The 18,742-nt window shown below is 60.4% G+C and carries 23 protein-coding genes; 11 read left to right on the top strand and 12 right to left on the bottom strand.

Features of this window, described 5'->3' with window-relative positions:
* Positions 1–109 precede the first annotated feature (109 nt).
* Complete coding sequence (locus F8N49_RS14105) at positions 110–1,324, top strand: aldose 1-epimerase family protein (protein ID WP_110644496.1); 1,215 nt, start codon at positions 110–112, stop codon at positions 1,322–1,324.
* On the opposite strand, the gene F8N49_RS14100 is transcribed toward F8N49_RS14105, so the two are convergent.
* Positions 1,321–2,814 (bottom strand): YifB family Mg chelatase-like AAA ATPase, encoded by a 1,494-nt coding sequence (locus F8N49_RS14100; RefSeq protein ID WP_110644495.1) that lies wholly within the window; start codon positions 2,812–2,814, stop codon positions 1,321–1,323. The genes F8N49_RS14105 and F8N49_RS14100 overlap by 4 nt on opposite strands.
* Positions 2,815–3,197: 383 nt before the next feature.
* Complete coding sequence (locus tag F8N49_RS14095; RefSeq protein ID WP_073470953.1) at positions 3,198–3,662, bottom strand: hypothetical protein; 465 nt, start codon at positions 3,660–3,662, stop codon at positions 3,198–3,200.
* 252 nt (positions 3,663–3,914) lie between these two features.
* On the opposite strand from F8N49_RS14095, the gene F8N49_RS14090 reads away from it, so the two are divergent.
* Entirely contained in the window at positions 3,915–4,184 is a 270-nt protein-coding gene (locus F8N49_RS14090) for a HigA family addiction module antitoxin (protein WP_073470954.1), read from the top strand.
* A gap of 211 nt (positions 4,185–4,395) precedes the next feature.
* On the opposite strand, the gene F8N49_RS14085 is transcribed toward F8N49_RS14090, so the two are convergent.
* Entirely contained in the window at positions 4,396–4,656 is a 261-nt protein-coding gene (locus F8N49_RS14085) for an accessory factor UbiK family protein (RefSeq protein ID WP_008086041.1), read from the bottom strand.
* 394 nt (positions 4,657–5,050) lie between these two features.
* Between F8N49_RS14085 and glnK the strand changes: the two genes are divergently transcribed.
* From glnK to sutA, 4 genes are all read left to right on the top strand, one after another.
* Positions 5,051–5,389, top strand: a complete 339-nt coding sequence (glnK, locus tag F8N49_RS14080; protein WP_002555808.1) for a P-II family nitrogen regulator — start codon at positions 5,051–5,053, stop codon at positions 5,387–5,389.
* A gap of 37 nt (positions 5,390–5,426) precedes the next feature.
* On the top strand, positions 5,427–6,764 hold the full coding sequence (locus tag F8N49_RS14075; RefSeq protein WP_041476939.1) for an ammonium transporter: 1,338 nt from the start codon (positions 5,427–5,429) through the stop codon (positions 6,762–6,764).
* A 214-nt stretch (positions 6,765–6,978) separates the two neighbouring features.
* Complete coding sequence (locus F8N49_RS14070; protein ID WP_073470955.1) at positions 6,979–7,404, top strand: secondary thiamine-phosphate synthase enzyme YjbQ; 426 nt, start codon at positions 6,979–6,981, stop codon at positions 7,402–7,404.
* Positions 7,405–7,505: 101 nt separating this feature from the next.
* Positions 7,506–7,832 carry a transcriptional regulator SutA gene (gene sutA / locus F8N49_RS14065; RefSeq protein ID WP_016772583.1) on the top strand — a complete coding sequence of 109 codons (327 nt, stop codon included), beginning with the start codon at positions 7,506–7,508 and terminating at the stop codon, positions 7,830–7,832.
* A 98-nt stretch (positions 7,833–7,930) separates the two neighbouring features.
* Here the strand turns inward: sutA and F8N49_RS14060 are convergent, their stop codons facing one another.
* From F8N49_RS14060 to F8N49_RS14035, 6 genes are read right to left on the bottom strand one after another with little or no spacing between them, the layout of a single operon-like run.
* Entirely contained in the window at positions 7,931–8,638 is a 708-nt protein-coding gene (locus F8N49_RS14060; RefSeq protein ID WP_122705583.1) for an HAD family hydrolase, read from the bottom strand.
* The gene (xerC, locus tag F8N49_RS14055) at positions 8,635–9,534 is read right to left on the bottom strand and encodes a tyrosine recombinase XerC (RefSeq protein WP_024014773.1); all 900 of its coding nucleotides are present in this window, start codon (positions 9,532–9,534) and stop codon (positions 8,635–8,637) included. The genes F8N49_RS14060 and xerC overlap by 4 nt, the downstream gene beginning before the upstream one ends.
* 2 nt (positions 9,535–9,536) lie before the next feature.
* Positions 9,537–10,262, bottom strand: a complete 726-nt coding sequence (locus F8N49_RS14050; RefSeq protein WP_024014772.1) for a DUF484 family protein — start codon at positions 10,260–10,262, stop codon at positions 9,537–9,539.
* Between the two features lie 13 nt (positions 10,263–10,275).
* The gene (dapF, locus tag F8N49_RS14045; protein ID WP_039757394.1) at positions 10,276–11,106 is read right to left on the bottom strand and encodes a diaminopimelate epimerase; all 831 of its coding nucleotides are present in this window, start codon (positions 11,104–11,106) and stop codon (positions 10,276–10,278) included.
* Between the two features lie 3 nt (positions 11,107–11,109).
* Positions 11,110–12,357 (bottom strand): diaminopimelate decarboxylase, encoded by a 1,248-nt coding sequence (gene lysA, locus F8N49_RS14040; protein ID WP_071172135.1) that lies wholly within the window; start codon positions 12,355–12,357, stop codon positions 11,110–11,112.
* A 9-nt stretch (positions 12,358–12,366) separates the two neighbouring features.
* On the bottom strand, positions 12,367–12,537 hold the full coding sequence (locus tag F8N49_RS14035) for a lipoprotein (protein ID WP_016772589.1): 171 nt from the start codon (positions 12,535–12,537) through the stop codon (positions 12,367–12,369).
* A 324-nt stretch (positions 12,538–12,861) separates the two neighbouring features.
* Here F8N49_RS14035 and cyaY point away from each other — a divergent pair, with 324 nt between their 5' ends.
* The 3 genes from cyaY (at position 12,862) to rnk (ending at position 14,093) form a co-directional block, all read left to right on the top strand.
* The gene (gene cyaY / locus F8N49_RS14030; protein WP_041476930.1) at positions 12,862–13,194 is read left to right on the top strand and encodes an iron donor protein CyaY; all 333 of its coding nucleotides are present in this window, start codon (positions 12,862–12,864) and stop codon (positions 13,192–13,194) included.
* 3 nt (positions 13,195–13,197) lie between these two features.
* On the top strand, positions 13,198–13,419 hold the full coding sequence (locus F8N49_RS14025) for a DUF1289 domain-containing protein (RefSeq protein ID WP_110599860.1): 222 nt from the start codon (positions 13,198–13,200) through the stop codon (positions 13,417–13,419).
* A 254-nt stretch (positions 13,420–13,673) separates the two neighbouring features.
* Positions 13,674–14,093, top strand: coding sequence for a nucleoside diphosphate kinase regulator (gene rnk / locus F8N49_RS14020; RefSeq protein WP_024014769.1), 420 nt, complete (start codon positions 13,674–13,676; stop codon positions 14,091–14,093).
* A gap of 9 nt (positions 14,094–14,102) precedes the next feature.
* On the opposite strand, the gene F8N49_RS14015 is transcribed toward rnk, so the two are convergent.
* The 3 genes from F8N49_RS14015 to F8N49_RS14005 all read right to left on the bottom strand — a co-directional run bounded on the left by F8N49_RS14015 (position 14,103) and on the right by F8N49_RS14005 (position 17,860).
* Positions 14,103–16,946 carry a class I adenylate cyclase gene (locus F8N49_RS14015; protein ID WP_122751204.1) on the bottom strand — a complete coding sequence of 948 codons (2,844 nt, stop codon included), beginning with the start codon at positions 16,944–16,946 and terminating at the stop codon, positions 14,103–14,105.
* Positions 16,947–17,127: 181 nt separating this feature from the next.
* Entirely contained in the window at positions 17,128–17,373 is a 246-nt protein-coding gene (locus tag F8N49_RS14010) for a TIGR02647 family protein (protein ID WP_016772594.1), read from the bottom strand.
* A 196-nt stretch (positions 17,374–17,569) separates the two neighbouring features.
* Positions 17,570–17,860, bottom strand: a complete 291-nt coding sequence (locus tag F8N49_RS14005) for a hypothetical protein (RefSeq protein ID WP_071172137.1) — start codon at positions 17,858–17,860, stop codon at positions 17,570–17,572.
* Between F8N49_RS14005 and F8N49_RS28315 the strand changes: the two genes are divergently transcribed.
* Together F8N49_RS28315 and F8N49_RS14000 are read left to right on the top strand one after the other, a co-directional pair.
* Entirely contained in the window at positions 17,859–17,984 is a 126-nt protein-coding gene (locus F8N49_RS28315) for a hypothetical protein (protein WP_256674645.1), read from the top strand. The genes F8N49_RS14005 and F8N49_RS28315 overlap by 2 nt on opposite strands.
* Positions 17,984–18,643: a glutathione S-transferase gene (locus tag F8N49_RS14000; RefSeq protein ID WP_071172138.1), complete on the top strand. Its 660-nt coding sequence runs from the start codon at positions 17,984–17,986 to the stop codon at positions 18,641–18,643. Before F8N49_RS28315 ends, F8N49_RS14000 begins: the two co-directional genes overlap by 1 nt.
* Positions 18,644–18,742: the final 99 nt, after the last annotated feature.

The following is an 18,742-nucleotide window of genomic DNA, read 5'->3' as shown; positions in this document are numbered from 1 at the left end:
GTGGGAGCGAGCCTGCTCGCGAATGCTTTTCTGCCACCGCTTTTTTGGACTTGCTGAAACGTTTCAGCAGCGCTATAAAAATGGCACAACTCCAATAAAGGCTGCTGCCATGACCCCGCTCAAACTTCTCGTCGCCCTCGGCGCATTCTCTGCCGCTTCTCACGCCATGGCCTGGGACTATGTCCTGCTCGACGCCAATACTCCGGCAAAAAACCGGACGATCACCAGTGAGCAACTCGGCGTAAAAACCGCCAAACCGTTTTCCGTGACCCTGCGTACCCTGCATGGTGGTCGTCAGGAGGGCGTCAGCATTGTCGACATCGATAACGGCACGATGAAGCTGTCGGTCGTGCCGACCCGTGGCATGAATGTGTTGCAGGCTTCGGTGGGCGACGTGCGCATGGGCTGGGACTCGCCGGTCAAGGACGTCGTCAACCCGGCGTTCATCGAACTCAACGGTCGCGGTGGCCTGGGCTGGCTCGAAGGTTTCAATGAACTGGTCACCCGTTGCGGTTACGAGTGGGTTGGCCATCCCGGCATGGACAACGGCGAATTGCTGACCTTGCACGGTCGCGCCGCCAACATCCCGGCCAGCACCGTCACTTTGCACATCGACGAGAAGCCGCCGTATGCCATCACGCTGCGTGGCGAGCTGAAAGAGCAGGCATTCAAGAAAGTCGATTTCTCGGTAGCGACCGAACTCGTCACCGAACCGGGCAGCGCAAGCTTCGCCCTCAACGACACCCTGACCAACAACGGCGACTATGCTAAGGAATATCAGGCGCTGTATCACAGCAATTTCAGCACGCCGTTTCTCGAGCAGGGCGCAACGTTCGCAGCGCCGGTGAAGCAGGTTTCGCCGTTCAACGACAAGGCCAAGGGAGATCTGCCCGACTGGCAGACCTATCGCGGGCCAACCAAGGACTACGACGAAACTGTCTACAACGTCGTGCCGTATGCGGACGCCAAGGGTGAGACCCTCACCGTGCTGCACAACAAGGCCGGTAGCCTCGGCGTATCCGTTGGCTTCAACACTCAGCAGTTGCCAGTGTTTTCGCTGTGGAAAAACACCGACACCCAAGGGCAGGGCTACGTCACCGGGCTGGAGCCGGGAACCAGTTTCTCCTACAACCGTCGCTATCAGCGGCCGTTGAATCTGGTGCCGACCATTGCCCCAAAAGAACATAAACAGTTCCAGATCAGCTACAGCCTGCTGGCCGACAAAGGGGCGGTGGACAAGGCCCTCAAGCGCGTGACCGAGATTCAGGCCGGTCGCGACACTGAAGTGCGTCAGGCACCGCTGGTTGATCTGACTGAGCATTAAGGTGTCGCCGGCCGGTATTGCAGTGCCTCGGCCAGATGCTCGCGGGTAATCGCATCGGCCTGTTCAAGATCCGCCAGCGTGCGCGCGACCTTGAGCAGGCGATGCGCCGAGCGCAGCGACAGGATCAATCGCTCGCAGGCCGCTTCCAGCCATTTTTCATCGGCTGTGGATAACGTGCAGTGACGCTTGAGCCCCGGCAGATCGAGAAACGCATTGGCACAGCCCTGACGTTTCTGCTGACGCTCCCGCGCTTCGGCCACCAACGCCGCAGCGCTGGCGCTGTTTTCGCCGGGCTTGGCTGCCGGATTCAATGCGGTTGCCTCCCGCGCGACGGTCAGGTGCAGATCAATCCGATCCAGCAGCGGCCCTGACAGCTTGTTGCGATAGCGCTGGACCATGTCCGGTGTGCACGAGCATTTGCCGCTGGGTTCGCCAAGATATCCACAGGGACATGGATTCATCGCTGCCACCAATTGAAATCGCGCGGGGAAACGTACGCGATCCTTGGCCCGGGCGATGACGATATGCCCGGACTCCAACGGCTCGCGCAGCACTTCCAGAACCTTGCGATCAAACTCCGGCAACTCATCGAGAAACAGTACGCCATGGTGGGCGAGGGTGATTTCGCCGGGTTGCGGTTTCGAGCTGCCACCGACCAATGCCGGCCCGGACGCCGAATGGTGCGGTTGCCTGAACGGCCGCTGCGGCCAGTGAGTCAAGGGAACCCCGCTGGCGACCGATTGAATCGCTGCCACTTCCAGCGCCTCGCATTCGGATAGCGGCGGCAGCAGCCCCGGCAGACGACTGGCCAGTAATGTCTTGCCCGTCCCCGGTGGCCCGCTGAACAACAAATTGTGCGCGCCTGCTGCGGCAATCAGCAGTGCGCGTTTGGCGGCTGTCTGACCCTGCACCTCGTTGAGGTCGGGATAGGGTTTGGCCGCGTGCATCAAACCATCGGAAACGTAAGGCTCGACCGGTGTGTGCCCATTGAAATGCGCCACCGCTTCCAGCAAGTGATCGACTGCGAACACTTTCAGCCCCGAAGCCAGGCACGCCTCTTCCGCATTCGCTCGAGGCACCACCAACGCCCGCCCGGCCTTGCGCGCCGCCAGTGCCGCCGGCAGCACGCCACGCACTGGTCGCACGGCACCGGACAATGCCAATTCACCCAGACATTCCACCTCGTCCAGGGTCAGGCAGGGCACCTGCACACTGGCCGACAAAATCCCCAAGGCAATTGCCAGATCGAAGCGTCCGCCATCCTTGGGCAGGTCCGCCGGCGCCAGATTCAAGGTGATCCGCCGCGCCGGAAATTGCAGCCCGGAATTGATGATCGCACTGCGCACCCGATCCTTGCTCTCCTTCACCGCCGCTTCAGGCAGGCCGACCATGGTCAGCGAGGGAAGACCGTTGGCCAGATGAACTTCGACGGTAACAGCGGGGGCTTCCACGCCAATCTGGGCGCGACTGTGGACGATGGAGAGGGACATGGTCGTTCCTTGAGTTGAATCGGGGAGCCGCTTCATGCGGGTTTTTGAAGGGTAGTTGAGCCGGGTTTCAGTGCTGAAATAGAGGTTTACAAGACGTATCAAGACCCGATGGGCTGTCATTGCTTGCCTGAATTGGACCGTTGACTCTCGACCGGCATTGACGGATCATCCCGTTCGAGGACTGCAACTGCGCATTCGTCGGGACTGGGCACCAGCAAAAGCTCCCCCGCATTTTTGGCAGCAGAGAAAGCTGGTTTCTCTGAAGTAGTGACGACGGGCTAGCCTGTCGGATTCTGAACCCAAGGCCGTGAAGCCAGGAGCTAAAGAATCGCTGCGACTACTCCTCAAAAAATACTTAAAAGGCGTCCATCGGACGCCTTTTTTTATTTCTGATTTGGTGGTGCTCGTGGTATCTGCCCCACTAACGTGCCATGTGCACGTTTTTGCGGGTACCAAGTCACCACGAAGTAACCAAATCCTGTGGCGCGCTCGTGTCGCGGTTCAAGAATCAGTGTTCCCATAGATGTCCTCAGTACCGCGACCCTGTTTCCACATCGCTGTTCTTTGAACTCACAATAGATTTGTGCCCCCGGGACGATCATTTTCGCAACAATCGCTGCTACCCCATCGGCAGTCTGGCAACCATGCTTGAGCAAATCGGCACTATGGGCTTCCCAAATGTGCACTACGCCAAAACCACTATTCGCTCGACGGTGAATACCTACCCGCAGATAAATCTTCCCGCCTGGCAAGCCGAATTTTGGCATATCGGGGATCGTGCCAAAGATGTAACCACCATCTGGATGCTGAACCAGCGTGTTTTCTTTGAGCTTGAGCAAATGAGACAAGAGGGATCCAGAACCAGAGTGTCTGGCGATCAATGTGTATCGCCTGGAACTCGACGAATAGGATCGACCAGCGCAGGCGAAAGCCACCAGCCTAATCACAGCCAAGAACTCACGGAATCAGGCGCAGACGCTGATTCTCGTGGGGTTATGCCCTATTAGTTGTAGGACGCCGGCCAAACGGTTTTGATGGTCTTGTTTTCCTGAATCGGATGCTCCAGTTTGGTCACTCAACGCAGCCTCTGGAGGCGAAAAATGAACCGCAATGGTATGCGCCCGATTCATCCGGGCGAGGTTCTGAATAAGGAGTTCATGGAGCCGTTGGGCATGACTGTCATGGATCTGGCCATGCCCACGAACTGGCCCGAAAGTGAGATCGAAAAGCTTGTGAAATGCCAGCTCAGGATCTGCGCCGATCTGGCAATCAGCCTTGCCACTCATCTCAACACTACGCCTGAGTTCTGGATGAATCTTCAGTCGACTTACGATTTGCGCAGAGCCCAGCTCCGGCATGCGGGCTCATAGCGATTGCAGCATCCGCGAAGCCCTTTTCCACCATGGCCCTGCCCGGGTCGCCCAACCCTCTGCTGAACATTCAGCATCAGATGAGCTTAGAAACCTGGGCTTTTTTGGCGCAATCGGACGGCGGTCATTTAAGGTTTTAGGACGTTGCCGGGATGGTCGAAGGGCTATCGATCAAAAGATCGCAGCCTTCGGCAGCTCCAGGAGGCGCGAATTATTCCGCGGGCGGTGTCAGTTTCGCTTCCATCTCGGCGACTTTGGCTTCGAGGCTTTCGAGGCGGGCCCGCGTGCGAGCCAACACCACCATCTGACTATCAAACTCTTCCCGGCTGACCAGATCGAGTTTGCTGAAGGCACTTTGCAGCAGCATTTTGAACTGGCTTTCGATTTCGGCTTTCGGCAGCGGGGTGTCGCCGTTGAAGAGGCGGGAAGCGGTGCCGCTCAGGGCGTCGAGGAAGTCTTTGGGCGCGAGCATGGGGAATGTCCTGGAAACAATGGCCGGCAGTGTATCACGCAGTGTCTATAGTCAATCCCGTTGCACGGATGCACGCTTTTCGCGCAGGGGGACGGACGGTGGCGCACCGTTGTTGTGCGTATCGGCAAAAGCTTTTCTGCCCGAGCGCGTGCAACAGGGGCCAAGAGATTGAAATGCAGGGTTTTTGCCGAGCTGGCAAGGTTTCTGCTTAGTCACCCTCGACCCATGCACTGATGCAGTCGCTGTGACGAATGCAGTGCGGCAGACGAAGCGGGGAGTTTCGTCTGATGCGGTTAGCTGGCGTCAACGATGCGTTACAAAGCCAGGCACTGCGCTTAGACTTGAGACGGGTTTGTTTTCCTGGGGCAAGTCCACCAATTCGGGAGAGAGTTTCATGAAGCTAGTCACTGCCATCATCAAGCCGTTCAAGTTGGACGACGTGCGCGAGTCGCTGTCCGAAATCGGCGTGCAGGGCATTACCGTCACTGAAGTCAAAGGCTTCGGCCGGCAGAAGGGTCACACCGAGCTGTATCGCGGCGCGGAATATGTGGTCGATTTTCTGCCCAAGGTGAAAATCGACGTGGCCATCGACGACAAGGATCTGGATCGGGTTATCGAGGCGATAACCAAAGCGGCCAACACCGGCAAGATCGGTGACGGCAAGATCTTCGTGGTCAATCTGGAACAGGCGATCCGCATCCGTACCGGCGAAACCGATACCGACGCGATCTAAGCGCCGCCACAAACCCAACGCCCCAGGAGAAAACAATATGACTCTGCGTAAATTCGCAGGGCTAGGCGCCCTGTTGTCCATCGTAATGCCCGGCATCGCCATGGCGGCAGACGAAGTGGCAGCGCCAGTCCTCAATTCCGGCGACACCGCCTGGATGCTCACCTCGACAGCGCTCGTGCTGTTCATGACCATTCCCGGCCTGGCGCTGTTCTACGGCGGTATGGTTCGCTCGAAAAACATTCTTTCCGTGCTGATGCAGTGCTTCGCCATTACCGGTCTGATCAGCATCCTGTGGGTCATTTATGGCTACAGCATTGCCTTCGACACCACCGGCATGGAGCAGGGCGTCGTCAACTTCAATTCGTTCTTCGGCGGCATGGGCAAGGCGTTCCTCGCCGGTGTCACGCCTTCGAGCATCACCGGCCCGGCGGCGCTGTTCCCTGAGGCGGTGTTCATCACCTTCCAGATGACCTTCGCGATCATCACCCCGGCGCTGATCGTCGGTGCGTTCGCCGAGCGCATGAAGTTCTCCGCGATGCTGATCTTCATGGGCATCTGGTTCACGCTGGTTTATGCACCGATCGCGCACATGGTCTGGTCCGGTAACGGCGGCCTGATGTGGGACTGGGGCGTGCTCGACTTCGCTGGCGGCACCGTGGTGCACATCAACGCCGGTATCGCCGGTCTGGTCGCGTGCCTGGTACTGGGCAAGCGCAAAGGCTTCCCGACCACACCAATGGCTCCGCACAACCTCGGCTACACGCTGATGGGCGCGGCGATGCTGTGGGTCGGCTGGTTCGGCTTCAACGCCGGCTCCGCTGCTGCTGCCAACGGCACTGCCGGTATGGCCATGCTGGTTACCCAGATCGCCACCGCCGCTGCGGCACTGGGCTGGATGTTTGCCGAGTGGGTCACCCACGGCAAGCCAAGCGCACTGGGTATTGCTTCGGGTGTGGTCGCCGGTCTGGTCGCGATCACTCCAGCCGCTGGCACTGTGGGCCCGATGGGTGCACTGGTGATCGGTCTGGCCGCAGGCGTGGTGTGCTTCTTCTGCGCCACCACCCTGAAACGCAAACTCGGCTATGACGATTCCCTGGACGCCTTCGGCGTGCACGGCATCGGCGGTATCCTCGGCGCGATCCTCACTGGTGTGTTCGCCGCACCGGCACTGGGCGGCTTCGGCACCGTGACTGACATCGGCGCGCAGGTCTGGATTCAGATCAAAGGCGTCGGCTTCACGGTGATCTACACCGCGATCGTCACCTTCATCATCCTCAAGGTGCTGGACGCCGTCATGGGTCTGCGCGTAACCGAGGAAGAAGAGTCGGTCGGCCTCGATCTGGCACAACACAACGAACGCGGCTACAACCTGTAAGTACGCGCGATAAAAAACTGCCCGGTTCGCCGGGCATTTTTTTGTCCGGGATTTGTCATTCAAGGTGCGGCTGAAAGGATTTTTCTTACGGCTTTGGTCGTCTTTACGACGAGGCTTTTTCTGCGGGCAATCGCTTACATCGCTGCAGGAATATTAGGGCCTTTGTTTTTTTTCAGAGCACGCTAGAATGCGCCCCGAACGAGCGGAGAACTGTATGTGGCAACAGACTCTGATAACCCTGCGGGCAAGGCCCCGGGGCTTTCATCTGGTGACGGACGAGTTGCTCGCAGGCTTGCCTGAACTCAAGACCTGTCGGGTCGGTCTGTTGCATTTGTGGCTGCAGCACACGTCGGCGTCGTTGACCATCAACGAGAACGCCGATCCGGCAGTTCGTCGCGACTTCGAACGATTTTTCAATCGTCTGATCCCACAAGGAACGGACGGCTACGAGCACAACGACGAAGGCCCGGATGATCTCCCGGCGCACTTCAAGGCCAGCGTGCTCGGTTGCCAGGTCAGTCTGCCGGTTGCGGCAGGGCGGCTGGCACTGGGTACCTGGCAAGGGATTTATCTGGGCGAGCACCGTGATCATGGCGGTGCCCGTAAAGTCCTCGCCACCTTGCACGGTGAACAGGCATGAGCCGCTGCCGGGCAGCGGCAGAAGATTTTTCAACGGCGGCTTCGACAGCCGCCAAAGCTGGTCTATAACTAATCTGCTTTTGGCAAGTCATGAGGTAGAACATGAGCGACGATGATCTGGAAAACGACGACCTCGAAGTAGGCGACGAAGACGAGGCCGAGGAAGGCCTGGAAGCGGCAGCGGAAGACGTTGCCGAAGACGATGGCGGTGACGACACGCCGGCCCCGGCTGCCAAAGGCAAAGCCAAGGCTGCGGTCTCGGTCGACGAGTTGCCGAGCATCGAAGCCAAGAACAAGGAGCGTGACGCCCTGGCCAAGGCCATGGAAGAATTCCTTGCGCGCGGCGGCAAGGTGCAGGAAGTGGAGGCCAACGTGGTCGCCGATCCGCCCAAGAAGCCGGACAACAAGTACGGCAGCCGCCCTATCTGAGGCGCGTCGCTCGCTTGCTGAAAAAGCCCGCCGTCGCTGCGGGCTTTTTTATGCCTGAAATAAATCCGTTGAAAACAAATGCAGTCCCCTGTGGGAGATCAGTTCGAGGAAGCATTCCAGCGGGAGAGGACGGCGGGCAATTCGGTCAGGCTGCGAATCTCCGCATCCGGCAAGCGCTCCGCCTCCCAGACCTTGCCCGTCGGGTTGAACCACACCGCGCGCAAGCCTGCCTGCTGAGCGCCGGCAATGTCATCGCCAGGATGATCGCCGACATGCACCGCCACTGCAGGGCTTACACCGCCGCGCTGCAACGCTTCATGAAACAGCCGCGCATCCGGTTTGGCGATGCCGATGTCTTCGGCGCACAAGGCGAACTTGAAGTAATCCGCCAGCCCCAGCCGACGCACGTCGGCATTGCCATTGGTGACCACGCCGAGGGCGTAATGATTGGCGAGCAGCTCCAGCAGCGGCTCGACCTCCGGGAACACTTCGATCTGATGCCGCGCATGCAGGAACACTTCAAAAGCCTTGTCAGCCAGCTCCGACGCCTCGCCGTGGGCATACCCGGCTTCTTCCAGCGCGTGGAACAGCACACGTCGACGCAGCGCGCTGATGCGGTGCTTGAGCCCCGGTTCGCCCGCCAGCACTCGCTCGCGAATCGACCACAAATGCTCCACCGGCACCGCGCCCAGACTCGACGCATGTTCGCTCAGCCATTCGCGCAATACGGTTTCGGCGCTGGCGATCACCGGAGCGGTGTCCCACAGGGTGTCGTCGAGGTCGAAGGTGATCAACTGAATGCTCATGAATCATCGCCTTTCATGCGTTTGGCCCGGGGATGGGCGCTGTCGTAGACCGCCGCCAGATGCTGGAAGTCGAGGTGGGTATAGATCTGTGTGGTTTTGATATCAGAGTGACCGAGCAATTCCTGCACCGCGCGCAGATCCTGTGAAGACTCGAGCAAATGGCTGGCGAACGAGTGCCGCAGCATGTGCGGATGCAGGTTCTGCCCCAGCTCGCGCTCGCCAGCCAGTTTGACCCGCACCTGAATCGCCCGGGGGCCGAGACGCCGACCTTGCTGGCTGACAAAAACCGCATCGTCCGCCGGGTTGGTCATGGCTCTAAGCGGCAACCAGTGTTCCAAGGCTTCGCGGGCCTTGGTGCCAACCGGCAACAGTCGGGTCTTGCTGCCCTTGCCGAGCACCTGAACCATGCCGTCGGCGAGGTCGAGTTGATCGAGATTGAGCCCGGTCAGCTCGGACAGGCGCAGGCCAGAAGAATAGAACAGCTCAAGAATCGCCTGATCGCGTCGGGCGAGAAAATCGTCCTCGACCGCACCTTCAAGCAGCTGCAATGCGCGATCGGTATCAAGGGTCTTCGGCAGGCGCCGTTCGCCTTTCGGCGGGGCCAGGCCGGTGGCCGGGTCGTGGTCGCACAGGCCTTCGCGATTCAAGTAGTGATAGAGCCCGCGCACCGCCGAGAGCAGGCGGGCGAGGCTGCGCGAGGACTGGCCTTGCGCATGCAACCGGGCGATCAGGCTGCGCAGGCGCTGGATGTCCAGCGCGGCCCAGCTGCCGATGTTCTGCTTGATGCACCAGCCGAGGACTTTATCGAGGTCGCGGCGATAAGCCGACAGGGTGTGCGGCGACACCTGTCGCTCACTGCGCAGATGTTCGCAGTAAGCGTCCAGTTGTCGTTCCATGGTCAGCGTACCGAGCGCAGCGAGCTGTTGACCCGTGGCAGCACGCGGCCCATGACCTCGGCGATGTAACTGAGGAACAGGGTGCCGACCGAGCTCTTGTAGTGCTGCGGGTCGCGGCTGGCGATGGCCAGAATGCCGTGAATGCCCTGATGGCTGACGGCAACCACGGCGGTCGAGCCGATCTGCTGGCGCTGTTCTTCGCCAAAGAGGAAGTCCAGCTCATGTTCACGCAGGCTGCCGCTGACGCTTTTGCCTTCGGTGAGCAGGCCGCCGATCGCGGTTTGCGCATCGGCGTGGGTCACCCAGCGGCCGACCGGTGCGGGGTTGTCGCCGAGCAGGATCAGGCTGACGAAGGGCACCTGGAAATCCTGACGCAGGCTGTCTTCAACGCTGATGACCACGTCTTCCAGGGTCGATGCATCCATCAGCGCGAGAATCAGGCGGCGGGTCTTTTCGAACAGGCGATCGTTGTCGCGGGCCACGTCCATCAGATGCGAAAGGCGATGGCGCATCTCGATATTGCGGTCGCGCAGGATGGTCATCTGCCGCTCGACCAGCGACACGGTGTCGCCACGTCGGTGCGGAATGCGCAGCGACGGCAGCAGCTCTTCGTGCTCGACGAAGAAGTCCGGATGAGCCTCCAGGTAGGCGGCAACCGCGGCTGCCTCAAGGCTCTCGGACGCTGATTCGTCGACTGGTCGGGCGGGTACCTGTGGCTTGTCGGTCATGATTTCTGCTCGCTCAAAGACGCACTTGTCCTTCGTATACACGCACTGCCGGACCGGTCATCAACACCGGTTCGCCCGGGCCGGCCCACTCGATGGACAGGCGTCCGCCGGGCAGGTCGATCAACAGCGGCGAATCCATCCACCCCTGACTGATGGCCGCCACCGCCGCGGCACAGGCGCCGGTGCCGCAGGCCTGGGTTTCCCCGGCGCCGCGTTCCCACACACGCAGTTGCGCGCGATGGCGATCGATGACCTGAAGGAAGCCGACATTGACCCGCGCCGGAAAGCGCGGATGGTGCTCGATCTTCGGCCCCAGTTCATGCACCGGTGCGCTGTTGATGTCGTCCACGCGAATGACCGCATGGGGATTGCCCATCGACACGGCGGCCAATTCGACCGTAGTGCCATCGACGTCCAGCTGATAGCTGCTGGCCTGGGCCGGCGCCTGAAATGGAATGTCCGCCGGCACCAGGCGCGGCGCGCCCATGTTCACGCCGATCTGGCCGTCGTTACGCACGTCCAGTTCAATGATGCCGCCCTTGGTCTCGACGCGGATCTGCCGTTTCGCAGTCAGACGCTTGTCGAGCACGAAGCGGGCGAAGCAGCGCGCACCGTTGCCGCACTGCTCCACTTCCGAACCGTCGGAGTTGAAGATCCGGTAGCGGAAATCCACATCCGGGTTACTCGGTGCTTCGACGATCAGCAACTGGTCGAAACCGATCCCGGTGTGGCGGTCGCCCCATTGCTTGGCGTGTTTGGGCTGAATGTGCGCGTGCTGGCTGACCAGGTCGAGGACCATGAAGTCGTTGCCCAGGCCGTGCATTTTGGTAAAACGCAGCAGCATGGGTTACTCCGGCAGCAGGCTTTCGCCGGCAAACAGCTCGGCCACGGTTTCGCGGCGACGCACTTCAAAAACCTGATCACCATCCACCAGCACTTCAGCGGCACGGCCGCGAGTGTTGTAGTTGGAGCTCATCACAAAACCGTAGGCGCCAGCCGAATGCACTGCCAGCAAGTCGCCTTCTTCCAGCGCCAGCTCGCGGTCCTTGGCGAGGAAGTCGCCGGTTTCGCAGATCGGGCCGACGATGTCGTACTTGCGTGCAGCACTGTCGCGCGGTTTCACCGCGGTGACGTCCATCCACGCCTGATACAGCGCCGGGCGGATCAGGTCGTTCATCGCCGCGTCGACGATGGCGAAATCCTTGTGCTCGGTGTGCTTGAGGTATTCGACCTGCGTCAGCAACACGCCGCCATTGGCAACAATGAAGCGACCCGGTTCGAACACCAGCGCCAGGTCACGCCCGTCGAGACGCTCGCGCACGGCTTTGATGTAATCAGCAGCCAACGGCGGCTCTTCATCGCGATAACGCACGCCCAGGCCGCCACCGAGATCGATGTGGCGCAGGTGAATCCCGCAATCGCCCAGACGGTCGACCAGATCCAGCAGGCGATCCAGGGCGTCAATAAATGGTGGCAGCGTGGTCAGTTGCGAACCGATGTGGCAGTCGACACCGATCACTTCCAGGTTCGGCAGATGCGCGGCGCGCACGTACACGTCTTCGGCGTCGGCAATGGCGATGCCGAACTTGTTCTCTTTCAGACCGGTGGAAATGTACGGATGGGTGCCGGCATCGACGTCCGGGTTCACGCGTAGCGAAACGGGGGCGCGAACACCCAGCTCGGCGGCGACCACTTGCAGGCGCTCAAGCTCATCGGTGGACTCGACGTTGAAGCAGTGCACGCCGACTTCGAGCGCGCGGCGCATGTCGTCACGGGTCTTGCCGACGCCGGAGAAAACGATCTTGTCGGCGCTGCCACCTGCGGCCAGTACACGTTCCAGCTCGCCACGGGAAACGATGTCGAAACCGGCGCCGAGACGGGCCAGGACATTCAGTACACCGAGGTTGGAGTTGGCTTTGACCGCGAAGCAGACCAGATGCGGCATACCGGCCAGCGCATCGGCGTAGGCCAGATACTGCGCTTCGATGTGCGCGCGCGAGTAGACATAGGTGGGCGTGCCGAAGCGGTCGGCGATGGCGGACAGCGCCACACCTTCCGCGAACAGCTCCCCGCCACGGTAGTTAAAAGCGTCCATGGCGATCCCTTAGTAAACGTCGTGCTTGTGAGCCTTGGATGGCTGCTTCTGCGAAGACTGGGCTTGTTCGGCCGGGTCCTGGTCGTCATCGGGCAGGTACAGCGGGCCTTTTTGACCACAGGCCGAAACCAGGCAGGCAACCGCGACGAGCGCAGCAAGGGAAGAGATCAGGCGCTTCATGGCGAAATCCTTGAAAATGCGTTAATTGCGCCGGAGTATACCGGCCACCCGGCAGCTTGCCTATGCGAGGGGGTTCCCGTCCGGCGGGGCTTGCTGGATACCGGATGGATACCTGCAATACCTGTGGGAGCGAGCTTGCTCGCGAAGAGGTCGTCACATTCGATATGTTTGTTGCCTGACACACCGCTTTCGCGAGCAAGCTCGCTCCCACAGAGGGCGATGTTGGATGGAAACTGGTGCTTGGTCGTTAATCTTTGCAATCGGCCGGCAGCGTCCGTATCTTTCGGCGCTTGAGCCTGATCAGACATTTTTGAGGTTGCCGCAATGAGTTTGTCCGAAGCCCGTTTCCACGATCTGGTCGATGAAACCCAGGAAAAACTGGAAGACATATTTGACGAAAGCGATCTGGACATCGATCTGGAAAGCTCGGCAGGTGTCTTGACCGTCAAGTTCGAAAACGGCTCGCAGCTGATCTTCAGCCGCCAGGAGCCATTGCGTCAGCTGTGGCTGGCGGCCGTGTCCGGTGGTTTCCACTTCGACTATGACGAAGAAAGCGAGCGCTGGATGTGCGACAAGAGCGAAGAGCAATTGGGCGAAATGCTTCAGCGTCTCGTCAAGCAGCAGGCTGGCGCCGAATTCGATTTCGAAGGTCTGTGATTCGTGACTGATGCCGCGCCTGTTCGCCCGCCGAAACCGCTCTACAGCAACGTCAGCCCGGCGGTGCCTTCGCCGTGCACGGGCGTATGTCGGCTGGACGAACAGAAAGTCTGTCTCGGCTGCGCGCGCCACGTTGAAGATATTCGCGAATGGCGCTCGGCCGATGATCAACGGCGCCGGGTGATTTGCCAGCAGGCTGCCGCACGAAAATCCCAAGCCTGTTGATATCGTGGCGAGGGGATTTATCCCCGTTGGGTCGCGTAGCGGCCCCAGAATCTATACGGCTGCTGCGCAGCCGAACGGGGATAAATCCCCTCGCCACAAGGGTTTCACCCAGGCAAAAAAGGGCGTGACTTGTATATTTTTTGAGCTGTGATAGTGTCCGCGAACGCCTCAAACCACCGAGGCACGGTGAAAACCCCGTCTTTTTTGGCGGGGTTTTGCTTTTTTTGTGCAGAAGAAAGGAGTCTGCCTGGATCATGACCGCACCTTCCATCACCCTTACCCGTCTGGACGTGCAACGTCTGGAGCGCCTGATCGACAGCCTGAGCGACAAAGACCAGGCTGCGCCGGGCGTGATTGCGCTGCAAACCGAGCTGGATCGCGCCGATACCGTGGTCGGCCACGATGAAGTGCCCGCCGATGTCGTGACCATGAATTCCCGGGTGCATTGCCGCGAAGAAGGCAGTGGCAAGGATTACCACCTGACGCTGGTCTATCCCAAGGACGCCAACGCCGATGAAGGCAAGATTTCCATTCTGGCGCCGGTCGGCAGTGCGCTGCTGGGTCTGAAGGTCGGTCAGCACATCGATTGGCCGGCCCCGGGTGGCAAGTCGCTGAAACTGACCTTGCTGGAAGTGGAATCGCAACCGGTCAATGGCGGCGCCTTCCCCGAATAAATCCCCGCTTCAAACCTGTTCGAGCGCTTCATTCAACGAGCGCTCCAGGTCTGCCTTGTAGCGCAGATACAGATTGCTTGAACTGTGCCCGTCACCGAGCAGCCCCGACAGGTCGAGGTCGGTGATGTAGCAGCGATAGCGTTCGGTCTCGCGGCGCTGCTCGACGATCTCTCGGGCGACCACGCTGAACAACTGGTCGCCATGCTCCAGCTCGCTGAATTCGCGCTGATTGCAATACAGGGTGACCTGCACTTCGCCGGGCGCGGCTTTACCGATGATCGCCTGTACGTCATAGAACGGTTTGTTCACCGGGGTCTGCGGTGCCGGCCGGGTTTCGACCCTGCGCGAGCGCCCCGGGCCTGACGGCAACAGCTGGTAATACAAAGTCTCGGGGCTGCCTGCAGGGCCACCGTCCATCGGCAATTGCGCTTCACGGCGGTACTGGATCGATTGCAGAAAACGCTGCAGCGGTACCAGCAGACTCTGCTCGTCGTGGTACGGCAGTTGCTGCTGCCACAGCGCATTGAATTCATCCAGCACGTACAGCTCGGCCTGCTGTTCGCTGATGCGGTAGAACACCTGAATGCACTCCGGCTGACCCATCGGCAGGATCAGCGCGAGGTCATGGTCCTCCAGCGCCATCGGGTCGAGGTGCAGCGGGCTGTAGCGCGGTTGTTCTTCGCCCAGATAATCGAGCAGTGCCGGCAGAGTGGCGAGGGCGACATGGTTGACCTGACCCGGCACCAGCTCCAGCACGTGATAGTGCTGCTGCACCTGAATCAGGTAGCGGTGATTCAACTCGCTGAGCAACAGGGTCTGCGCGGTGTCGACGATTTCCTCGACGCGGCGGGCAATGAATTGCGCGCGGTTGTGGCAGAAGCAGCGCACTTTCAGCGACGGCTGCACAGGGCCGCGCGGCAGGTTGTTGAGGTAATCGCGCAGGCAGTCGAGCAGCGCATGCTGGCCGTCGAAACGATTGACCAGCACTTCGTTCCAGCTGTTGAGCGTGACCTGGTCGAGGGTCAGCACCAGGTTCTCGCGCACACCGGCATAGCTCAGCGAGTCGGTGCGTTCGGTGGTCATCAGGATGTTCAGATCACGGTGATGCTTGAGCGGGTCGACGCCGACGTTGATCAGCAGCAGCACTTCGCTGGGCACGGCGGCGCGCAGCAAGGGCTCTTCGGCGACGGTGGACAAGGGCAGGGCGATGCACTGCTGCAAGCTGCCGAGCAGGTTGAACAGCTCGAACTCGCTCAAGTCGCTGGTGCCCGGATGCAGGGCCAGGCGGGTGCTGCTGTCGATCACGCCGTTGCGGTGGCACCAAGTCAGCAGTTCAAGCAGCTCGCGACTGCGCTTGATCGGCGCGAAGTGTTCCCACTCCAGCGCCGTCAGGCTGCCGTTGTACAGGCCCCACTGGGTCTGCCCCGGCTCCTTTTTGTTCGGCGACTGCACCAGGGTCAGGGTGTCTTCGGCCAGATCCGGGGCGATGCCCGGATTGATGAACTCGACCTTGTCGGCCTTGCGCTCGAACGCTGCGTACAGGCGCCGGCCGAGGACGTTGAGGTCGCGCTTGTTGATCAGGCTGACAGTCTGTTCGCTGCGGGCGAACTGGGTCAGGAAGCGATAGCTGTAATTGAGTTCGTTGACCAGCGCGCGGCGCTCGGCGCTGACCTGGCGGACTTTCCACTGACTGCGGCTGTCGAGCAGCGCCAGTTGCCGTTGATCCCAATGCCACTCGCCAGCCAGGCGTTCGAGCAGTGTGCGTTGCCAGCCCTGGCTGCGGCTGTTGCCGGTGAGCTTGCGGTTGACCTTCAGATACAGCGCGCGGCGCACCAGCTCAAGACGTTCCGGTTCGTTGCGGGCGATCAGGTATTCCTCGATACGCCGGTACACCACCATGTACGGGTCAAGCTCATCGAGATCGAGCTGATTGGCGAACACGGCTTTCTTGAAGCGTAGACTCAGGCACTGCACGTGCGGGTGTTCGCTGGCGTACACCTCGGTCAGCAGCAGTTTGAGCACCGACTTGTAGGGCGACTCGATGCCTTTGAACAACTGCCACAACCCGGCGCCGATGAATTCTCCGGGCGGAATGGTTGCCATCGGCCCGAGATCGAGGGTTTCGTCGGCGCGAATAAAGCGTTTGGACAGCAGGGTGTGGGTGTAGGCGTCGTAGGCTGTTTCTTCATAGACCGGCACCAGCCACCAGATCGGCGTGCGTCCGGCCAGCCAGATCGCCGTGCGATAAAACTCGTCGAGCAGCAGATAGTGCTGGGTGCTGCCGCAGTTGTCCGAACTGAGCTTGGAATCTCGTTCGCCTTTGACGAAGCGCGCCGGGTCGATCAGGAAGAAATGCGCTTCGGCACCCTGGCTCGCAGCCCAGGCTTCCAGCAATTGGCACTTCTTGCTCAGCTCGGCGAGCTCGCTTTCGCTCAGATCCGGCCCATGGCAGACCCACACGTCCATGTCGCTCTGATCGGCCTGGGCCAGTGTGCCGAGGCTGCCCATCAGGAACAGGCCGTGGATCGGTCGCGGCGGGTTGCTGCCGTGGCGCGGCCTGTAAGAGAACGAGCGAGTCAGGCGCTGCGCCTCGGTCAGCGCATTGGCGTCCGGCTCATAATTCGAGAGCCCGGCCGGCGTACTGCCCGAGACATAGCCGGGCAGCAACGGATGATTGACGTGAAAGAACAGCGGCAACAGCGTCAACACGCTTTGCTGGCGCGTCGACAAGCCTTCGAGGGCGCGGCCGAGGCGGCCGTCATTGAGTTTGAGAAAACGTGCGCGCAGTTGGCTGAGTACCTTGCGGTCGATGCCTTCGTCCAGGTCGGGGCGGATTTCGTGGGTGCGGGTCATGTCAGCTCAAACCGGCTTGCAGGCTCGGACGTAGAGGGTCTCGGAATGGCCGCAGTTTAGCCGCTGCGCGGCAGGACGTTTAAGCTGAATTTGTTTTTTGACGTCAGTTTTTTATCGACAGCGATCGGGCGGGCCCGCGGAAATCCCGTGGCAGGAGTTCCCGTGGGCAAAGTCAGAGAAATCAGGCGGTTTCCTGTTCTTTCAAAATCGTCAGTACGGTCTGCACGTTTTGCGCGGCATCGCGACCGAGGCTGGTCAGATAACCGCCATCGGGCTGGTCGGTGAGTTCTTTTTCAAAGAGGCGCTGGGCAGCAGCGATATGTTTCGGGGCAGCGGTCTGGTGAATTTTCAGACCTTCCTGGGAACTGTCCAGGTTGAAGAGTGCAAGGACTTCCAGTTCGGCAACCAACTCAGGGGTAAGCGACATAAGGACTCCAGACTTTCTAGGAATTGGACGACAGCGCCTCTAAGGTGAACCCGCTGGTGCAGCATGTCCAGTGCTCGGATCAGGGGATTTTGTCTTGAGGCGAATTCCAGTGTAGTCGGGCGGCAGCAGATGGCTGGATGGATGCGTAACAAACCTTGTGGGAGCGAGCCTGCTCGCTCCCACAAGAGTGATGTGGTTACTGCTTTTCCGGTGGCAGCTCTGGCAAAGCGCGCAGTGCCGCTTCGTACCACTGGGTGTCGAACGGGCGATCTTCATCGAGCATCGCGTCAATTTCGAAAGCCAGCACGTGGGCCATCAGATTGAGGATCTCCTCACGGTCCATGCCGACCAAAGTCAGCTTGTTCAACGTCGCCTTGGCCGCCGGCGGGTTGTCGCTTTCGATCTGGTTCTCGATGGCTTCGATCAGCGTCGCTTCGGTGAATGCTTCTTCGTCGTCATCGCTGACGATATCTGTCGGCTCGCTCATGGCAGGCTCCTCAGGGAAAGGCGCCAGTTTACCCGCATTCAGCGGCGTGATGCTGCTGGCGGGAAACGTCGCGGCGTTCTATAAACAGGCACTGCCCACCCCGCACGGCCTGGAGGCTCTGTGATGTTCAAGCTCTACGGATTTGCTGTCAGCAACTACTACAACATGGTCAAACTGGCGCTGCTGGAAAAAGGCCTGCCCTTCGAAGAGGTGACCTTCTACCCGGCGCAAACCCCGGAGTCACTGGCGATCAGCCCGCGCGGCAAGGTCCCGGTGCTGGGTGTCGACGCCGGCTATATCAACGAAACCGCGATCATCCTCGAATACCTCGAACAAGCAAAAAAGGGCACGCCGCTCCTGCCCAGCGACCCGTTCGAGCGCGCGCAGGTATTGGCAATTGCCAAGGAGATCGAGTTGTACATCGAGTTGCCGGGGCGTGCCTGCTATGGCGAGGCGTTTTTCGGTATGACGTTGCCGGAGGCGATCAAAGAGAAGACCCGGACCGAGCTGCTGCTGGGCTTCGCGGCGCTGGGCCGTCATGGCAAGTTCGCCCCGTACGTGGCGGGTGACAGCCTGAGCATTGCCGATTTGTATTTCCTCTACAGCGTGCCGCTGGCCTGTGCGGTCGGGCAGAAGCTGTTCGGGATTGATCTGCTGGCCGAGATGCCGCAGGCGAAAGCGCTGCTGGAGCGGCTTGAGCAGAATCCGCACGTGCAGAAGATTGCGGCGGACAAGGACGCGGCGATGCCGGCGTTTTTGGCGATGATTGCTGCCAAGAAGTGAATTCTGTAGCGCTCTGAAGTCAGTCATCGCTGGCAAGCCAGCTCCCACAGGGCTATGGGGCGAACGCAAAATTGTGTTCCACAAAGAACCCTGTGGGAG

The organism is Pseudomonas sp. GXM4 (genome assembly GCF_008923895.1).
In the GTDB taxonomy this organism is placed as follows: domain Bacteria; phylum Pseudomonadota; class Gammaproteobacteria; order Pseudomonadales; family Pseudomonadaceae; genus Aquipseudomonas; species Aquipseudomonas atacamensis.
This window is presented reverse-complemented; position numbering and strand designations above follow the sequence as displayed.